This window comes from Desulfuromonas sp., from assembly GCA_002869615.1.
In the GTDB taxonomy this organism is placed as follows: domain Bacteria; phylum Desulfobacterota; class Desulfuromonadia; order Desulfuromonadales; family UBA2294; genus BM707.
On the sequence record PKUH01000074.1, the window covers coordinates 1 to 5,629 of the forward strand.

Consider the following 5,629-nt stretch of genomic DNA (forward strand, 5'->3'; position numbering starts at 1 on the left):
AAAAGTAAGCAAAAGAAAGACACCCCAGCTCACCCGCCTGATGATCAGGTTCCCTCGCTGCGCAGATTTCAATCCGTCAGTCACTGGCGTTACCTGAGCGCCGGATTAAAATCGGCTCGCTCGGCGGTTTCACATGGGGCCCCGGTAGAGCAGTGGGAACAGTCAGAAAGACTTTCTATCAGGGAGACACATCCCTGTACTTCGTCGGGTAGTCTCCCCATCCACCTTTTATGTTTTCTATATGACAGCCGCAAGATCTTGCAGCCGTGACCGCGTCGAATACGATTCAAGCAGATTGCGGAAACAGGACTCAATAAATGGCAATGAGTTATACAACTCATGGCCATCGTTGAGAAGATGAAGGTTGGTCCGGTATTTGTCGGCAAACCTGACCGCACAGGCCGGATCAATCAGTTTGTCGTCCCAGCCGTGAATAACGGTAATATGATCGGCGACCGGCTCCGGGTTAAACTCCTCGTAGCCCTTGAGATAAACGGCCGGAGCAAGAAGAAACAGCGCATCCGGTTTGACCGTTTTTGAAGCCTCGATCGCAACGTAACTCCCCATACTGGAGCCGGCGAGAACGACCTTCCCGGAGGGTTCTTCGAATTTATCAAGAAATCGCTTGACCCGTTCATCCGGATCCTTAACCTTGCTGAAATCGGGCACGATCGTTTTCCAGCCACACTGTCTGGCGATATTGTTCATCAACTCGATTTTCCGTCCGTTCGGGGAGCTTTCTCGCCCATGAAATATGTAAACTGTATTCGTTATAGCCACGACAACCTCCTGCCAATTCGAATCACTTAAGGAAAGACACGAACAACCGATTCGGCGACACAAGCCGGTTTTTCCTGCCCTTCTGACTCAATTGTAAATTTATAGATGATCTGTACGGCTTCACCAACCTGCTCGGCCGATTGGAGAACGGTGCGAGCCCGCAATTTCGACCCGACAACAACCGGCGCCGGGAACCTGACCTTATTGACCCCCATGTTCACCCGCATACGCATTCCCGGATAATTCTCCTGGAAATACTCCGGGGTGTTGCTTTGCGTCAGAAACGGCAACAGTGACAGGGTTAGAAAACCGTGGGCAACAGTGGCCCCGTAAGGCGACTCCCCGGCGGCGCGTTCCGGATCAATATGAATCCATTGCTCATCACCGGTCACCTCGGCAAATGCATCAATCCGCTTTTGATCTATTTGCAGCCACTCACCGACATGAATTTCACTACCGATTTGCGGCTGCATCAAATCAAGCAGATTCTCGATTGGGTTTTTATCCATATTTACATGAACTCCGTGAAAGTGAGACAGGATACAATCAGCGACCGCTAATTTCCAGTAAAAGGATTATTTTAATTATCCCGGCAGTTAAATCGTCAGGGAAGAACCGACCGAAGCAAAGAAGGTACTCCGGGGGAAATGTGCGTACAATTCGGCCGCGCGCCGCAAACCGGTACAGTGACCGACCCCGAGCCGCTTCACCCGGTAATGGCGAAGCGCCCTGACCGTTTCGTTAAACTGATCATCCGATGCCGGTGCCAGGTGCAGACCGCCGACAACGGCATGAATCCGGTCACGACCTGTCTTGTCGAGGGCGTACTGCATAATATTGACCAGCCCGGCATGAGCACAGCCAAGCACCAGGACCAGGCCTTTTTCACTATCAATAATCAATGAACAGTCGTCTGCCAAGGGATCCGGTCGCAATACACCGTCTGAACCGGTTACCTGCAATTTATCATCTACGTCTTCAAAGCTGGTGCGGCGCGGTACCTCACCGGTCAACCAGAGACCTTGACCAATCTCGCGAAAATCGGGGGAAAGATAAAATTCGGCACCGAGATTTTCGAGGTGCTGGCGCGAATACGGGATGCCGATCTCAAGATGTTCATGCTCCCCTACCCAGAGGCGTTCATTAAAAATATCGGGGTGGCCGTACACCTTGACCGGCGCCGACAGTCCCAGGGCTTCAACCAGGCCCCCGGCATGATCATAATGGCCGTGACTGAGGATAATCCCGTCTATATGAGTGAGGTCGAGTCCGAGAACCCGACTGTTGCGGACAAAACCGGCACCCTGGCCGGTATCGAACAGGTAGCGTTTTGTTGCGGTTTCGACAAAACAGGAAAAGCCGTGCTCGCCGATCGATTTTTTCGCAGAGCCGACGCTGTTTTCACAAATCACCGTTAATTTTTTCAGCATAAAGCCCTCTTTACACGGCTTCAGTTGGTTCAGCACCGCCTGGCCGAGTTAAAAAAAATAGATATTGCATTCAAAGGGACCGCCACATAGAATGGCAGACTTTGATTTGCCCTTCGGAAAGAAAGATATATCAAATGAAACTGACAGGCAAGCAGGTCCGGTTCCTGCGCGGACTCGGGCATCACCTCCAGCCGACTGTGATGGTCGGCAAGGAAGAGATCTCGGCACAGCTTATCAAGGCCGCCGATGAAGCATTAAGCACACATGAACTGATCAAGGTCAAACTGCAGGAAGGCTGCCTGCTCGATCGAAAGGAAGTGGCCGCGCAACTTGCCGCTGCGACCGGTTCGGAAATCGCCCAGGTGCTCGGTAAAACATTTCTGCTCTATCGCCCTTCGGACGACAAACTGATCGAACTCCCCTGATCTCGACTCATACCCGCTCATACGGTTCGAAAAGCCGCTTGTATTCATCCATGGCATAACGGTCTGTCATACCGGCAATATAGTCGCAGATGACCTTCACCTCACCGTATTTCGGGTACTTCAGCTGATAGTTCTCCGGCAAAAGCGACGGATTCTCGGAATAACATTCGAACAGCAAGGTAATAAAACGTTCGGACTTGACCCGCATCCGCTCGACCTTGTAATGCGTATAGAGCCGTTGCATGAGAAATTTCTTGAGTTCGCGGTTTTGCGCAGACAGCTCAGGGCTGAAGTTGACCAGTCGCTTTTTGCTGCGGCGGACATCATCAAGGCTTTCTATATTCATCGCGGCGAGAGTCTGCTCTGTCGTAACCACCAGATCGTTGATCAGGCGACCGATCAGATGCGAAATGGTCTGGTAAATCTGCCGCTCAAAATCGAGCCCGGGGAATTTCTTTACGACCAGCTGAAATGTCTCTTCCCAGATTTGCACCGTGCGCAATTCATTTAAATCGAGATAGCCGGCCTTCAGGCCATCGTCTATGTCGTGGTTATTGTAGGCAATTTCATCGGCCAGATCGATGATCTGGGCCTCGAGGGTCGGTTGCTGATCCGGTTCGAATTCCCCGGCCGCTTCATGGCCCGGATTGTCATAATCGGAAGCATGTTTGATAATACCCTCACGGGTTTCATAAGAGAGGTTCAGGCCCTCAATGCCCGGATATCGCTCCTCAAGATGGTCGACGACCCGTAACGACTGGCGGTTGTGCTCAAATCCCCCGAAGTCCTTCATCAACCTGTCCAGAACATGCTCACCGGTATGCCCGAAAGGGGTATGCCCGAGATCGTGGGCCAACGCCAGGGTTTCCGAGAGATCCTCATTGAGACCGAGACGCCGGGCGATTCCACGGGCAATCTGGGCAACCTCGAGCGAATGGGTCAGACGCGTCCGATAGTAGTCACCTTCGTGATTGACAAAGACCTGGGTTTTATATTCGAGCCGCCTGAAGGCGGCGCAATGGATGATCCGGTCGCGATCCCGCTCGTAATTCGGTCGATCATCCTTGTACGGTTCATCATGTTTGCGACCACGACTGTCGCTACTCTTTGCGGCATAGGGAGCCAAATCGGTTCGTTCCATATCATCCTCTCAGTCACTGGTTTTATATAATGTTACATAAACATCAAACCGGGACAGATAATGTCACAGTGGCCGATATTGAGCGTAACTTGTTAAATATAATTGAGTATGCTAATAAAATCGCATTAAATATCAAGAAAGGATATTTCTATTGCGTGTCATCAGTGGTTCAGCCAAGGGACGAAAACTGGCCGAATTCAAAGGCGGTTCCATCCGACCGACTGCAGATCGGGTTCGGGAAGCGATCTTCAGCTCTCTGCACAGCCGCCTCGGAAACTTCTCGGACTGCAAGGTTCTCGACCTTTTCGCCGGGACCGGTGCCATGGCGATCGAGGCCCTCAGCCGTGGTGCCGCCTCAGCGATCCTGGTCGACAAGAGCCGGGAGGCCGAACAGCTGATCAAACGGAACCTTGCAACAACGCACCTGGAGAACAAGGCCCGGTTCAGGAAATGCGATATCATGCGTTCGCTGTCATCACTTGCCACCGACGGACCGTTTGACCTGATCTTCATCGACCCGCCCTACGCCGAAACAGACATCGATAAAATTCTGGTTGATTTAATTCATTTTAAACTTGTCGGAACTGATGGTATTATCTCGGTCGAGACCTCTGGCAAGAATGAACCGCAAGATATTGTTGACACCCTGAGCTGTTTTGACCGCCGCAAATACGGCACCTCAATGATCAGTTATTACAGCTTAAGACCGCTGGAGAATGATTGATGAAACAACATATAGCAATCTATCCCGGCTCGTTCGATCCGATTACCAACGGGCATCTTGATATCATTAACAGGGGGTTGGAAGTTTTTGACCGGATCATAATCGCGGTTGCCCGTAATTCTGAAAAGAAATCACTCTTTACCGTTGTTGAACGGATCAGCATGATCAGGGAAACTGTCGGCGATGACTCGCGGCTACAGGTCGACACCTTCAGTGGCCTGCTGGTCGATTACGCCGCTGCCCGGGATGCCAACGTCATCCTTCGCGGTTTACGGGCTGTCTCCGATTTTGAATATGAATTCCAGCTCGCACAAATGAACCATGCCGTACAACCGGCCGTCGAGACCATCTTCATGATGACCTCGGCAGCGAATGGCTACCTGAGCTCATCCATTGTCAAGGAAGTCGCATCACATCAGGGCAATATTGAAGAGTTTGTACCGCCGGCTGTCAGAACTGCACTGCAAAAGAAATTTGATTAATACTTTACGGAGGGCTTTGATGATCACGCGTGAGATGAAAATAGAAGAAATCTGCCGCAATTACCCGGCAGCGATTGCCGTTCTCAAGGAGTTCGGGCTCGAATGTAATGAATGCCAGGTCGCCGCCTACGAGGACCTTGAACATGGTGCCAATGTACACAAAGTTGACCTTGAGAAGCTCCTCAGTAAACTGAACCAGGCCATCACCTGAAAACGACGACAAAACATTGAACAAAGGCCGTCTGCTTGAAATCTGCAGGCGGCTTTTTTAGATTCTTCGAATATTAGAGTGAATACAACGTTAGACTCCTCCATCAGATGGCTCAGGACAGGTAAGAAAAGTCAGGAGCCGGTCGTTCGATACCAGCGGTCTTGATTGGTCGACTGGGGACACTTCCCGAAGTTCAGGGAGGTGTCCCCAGGGTACAGCGAAGTATTCCTGAAGACAGGAGAACCGCTCGGTCGCGGCCGCGCACTCCGCCATACTCTTTTATTAAGCCATAAAAGAGTATGCAGAAAACGGCTCCCTTGCAGGGGGCTTTTTTGTGCGATCTGAATTATTTCTGTTCAATATGCTGCCAGGGAGTTCGCCTCGAGGCGAACGCGGTTCGTCTCCGTGGCGGTTGCGGTTGGGCTACGGTTCAATG

Annotated in this window: 8 protein-coding genes; 4 read left to right on the forward strand and 4 right to left on the reverse strand. The window is 51.4% G+C overall.

All coding sequences use genetic code 11. The features are described 5' to 3' along the window. Positions 1-237: 237 nt before the first annotated feature. The 3 genes from C0623_07285 to C0623_07295 all read right to left on the reverse strand — a co-directional run bounded on the left by C0623_07285 (position 238) and on the right by C0623_07295 (position 2,210). Positions 238-708 carry an alpha/beta hydrolase gene (locus C0623_07285; protein ID PLY00425.1) on the reverse strand — a complete coding sequence of 157 codons (471 nt, stop codon included), beginning with the start codon at positions 706-708 and terminating at the stop codon, positions 238-240. Between the two features lie 98 nt (positions 709-806). Beyond that, a complete protein-coding gene (locus C0623_07290) occupies positions 807-1,289 on the reverse strand; it encodes an enoyl-CoA hydratase (GenBank protein ID PLY00426.1) in 483 nt (160 codons plus the stop codon). A gap of 87 nt (positions 1,290-1,376) precedes the next feature. Next, the gene (locus C0623_07295; GenBank protein PLY00427.1) at positions 1,377-2,210 is read right to left on the reverse strand and encodes an MBL fold metallo-hydrolase; all 834 of its coding nucleotides are present in this window, start codon (positions 2,208-2,210) and stop codon (positions 1,377-1,379) included. 134 nt (positions 2,211-2,344) lie between these two features. Between C0623_07295 and C0623_07300 the strand changes: the two genes are divergently transcribed. Beyond that, entirely contained in the window at positions 2,345-2,635 is a 291-nt protein-coding gene (locus C0623_07300) for a ribosome assembly RNA-binding protein YhbY (protein ID PLY00428.1), read from the forward strand. Positions 2,636-2,642: 7 nt separating this feature from the next. Here C0623_07300 and C0623_07305 read toward each other — a convergent pair whose 3' ends face one another. Then, complete coding sequence (locus C0623_07305) at positions 2,643-3,776, reverse strand: deoxyguanosinetriphosphate triphosphohydrolase (protein ID PLY00429.1); 1,134 nt, start codon at positions 3,774-3,776, stop codon at positions 2,643-2,645. 124 nt (positions 3,777-3,900) lie between these two features. Here C0623_07305 and rsmD point away from each other — a divergent pair, with 124 nt between their 5' ends. The 3 genes from rsmD to C0623_07320 are packed head-to-tail and all read left to right on the forward strand — an operon-like array spanning position 3,901 to position 5,193. Then, the gene (gene rsmD / locus C0623_07310) at positions 3,901-4,500 is read left to right on the forward strand and encodes a 16S rRNA (guanine(966)-N(2))-methyltransferase RsmD (GenBank protein ID PLY00430.1); all 600 of its coding nucleotides are present in this window, start codon (positions 3,901-3,903) and stop codon (positions 4,498-4,500) included. Further along, entirely contained in the window at positions 4,500-4,982 is a 483-nt protein-coding gene (locus C0623_07315) for a pantetheine-phosphate adenylyltransferase (GenBank protein PLY00431.1), read from the forward strand. Before rsmD ends, C0623_07315 begins: the two co-directional genes overlap by 1 nt. A 16-nt stretch (positions 4,983-4,998) precedes the next feature. Then, entirely contained in the window at positions 4,999-5,193 is a 195-nt protein-coding gene (locus tag C0623_07320) for a disulfide oxidoreductase (GenBank protein ID PLY00432.1), read from the forward strand. Positions 5,194-5,629 lie beyond the last annotated feature (436 nt).

Excerpts from the sequence above, each read along its gene's own strand:
- C0623_07305 (PLY00429.1), bottom strand. The coding sequence starts at position 3,776 with ATGGAACGAACCGATTTGGCTCCCTATGCCGCAAAGAGTAGCGACAGT.
- C0623_07295 (PLY00427.1), bottom strand. The coding sequence starts at position 2,210 with ATGCTGAAAAAATTAACGGTGATTTGTGAAAACAGCGTCGGCTCTGCG.
- C0623_07290 (PLY00426.1), bottom strand. The coding sequence starts at position 1,289 with ATGGATAAAAACCCAATCGAGAATCTGCTTGATTTGATGCAGCCGCAA.
- C0623_07300 (PLY00428.1), top strand. The coding sequence starts at position 2,345 with ATGAAACTGACAGGCAAGCAGGTCCGGTTCCTGCGCGGACTCGGGCAT.
- C0623_07315 (PLY00431.1), top strand. The coding sequence starts at position 4,500 with ATGAAACAACATATAGCAATCTATCCCGGCTCGTTCGATCCGATTACC.
- C0623_07285 (PLY00425.1), bottom strand. The coding sequence starts at position 708 with ATGAACAATATCGCCAGACAGTGTGGCTGGAAAACGATCGTGCCCGAT.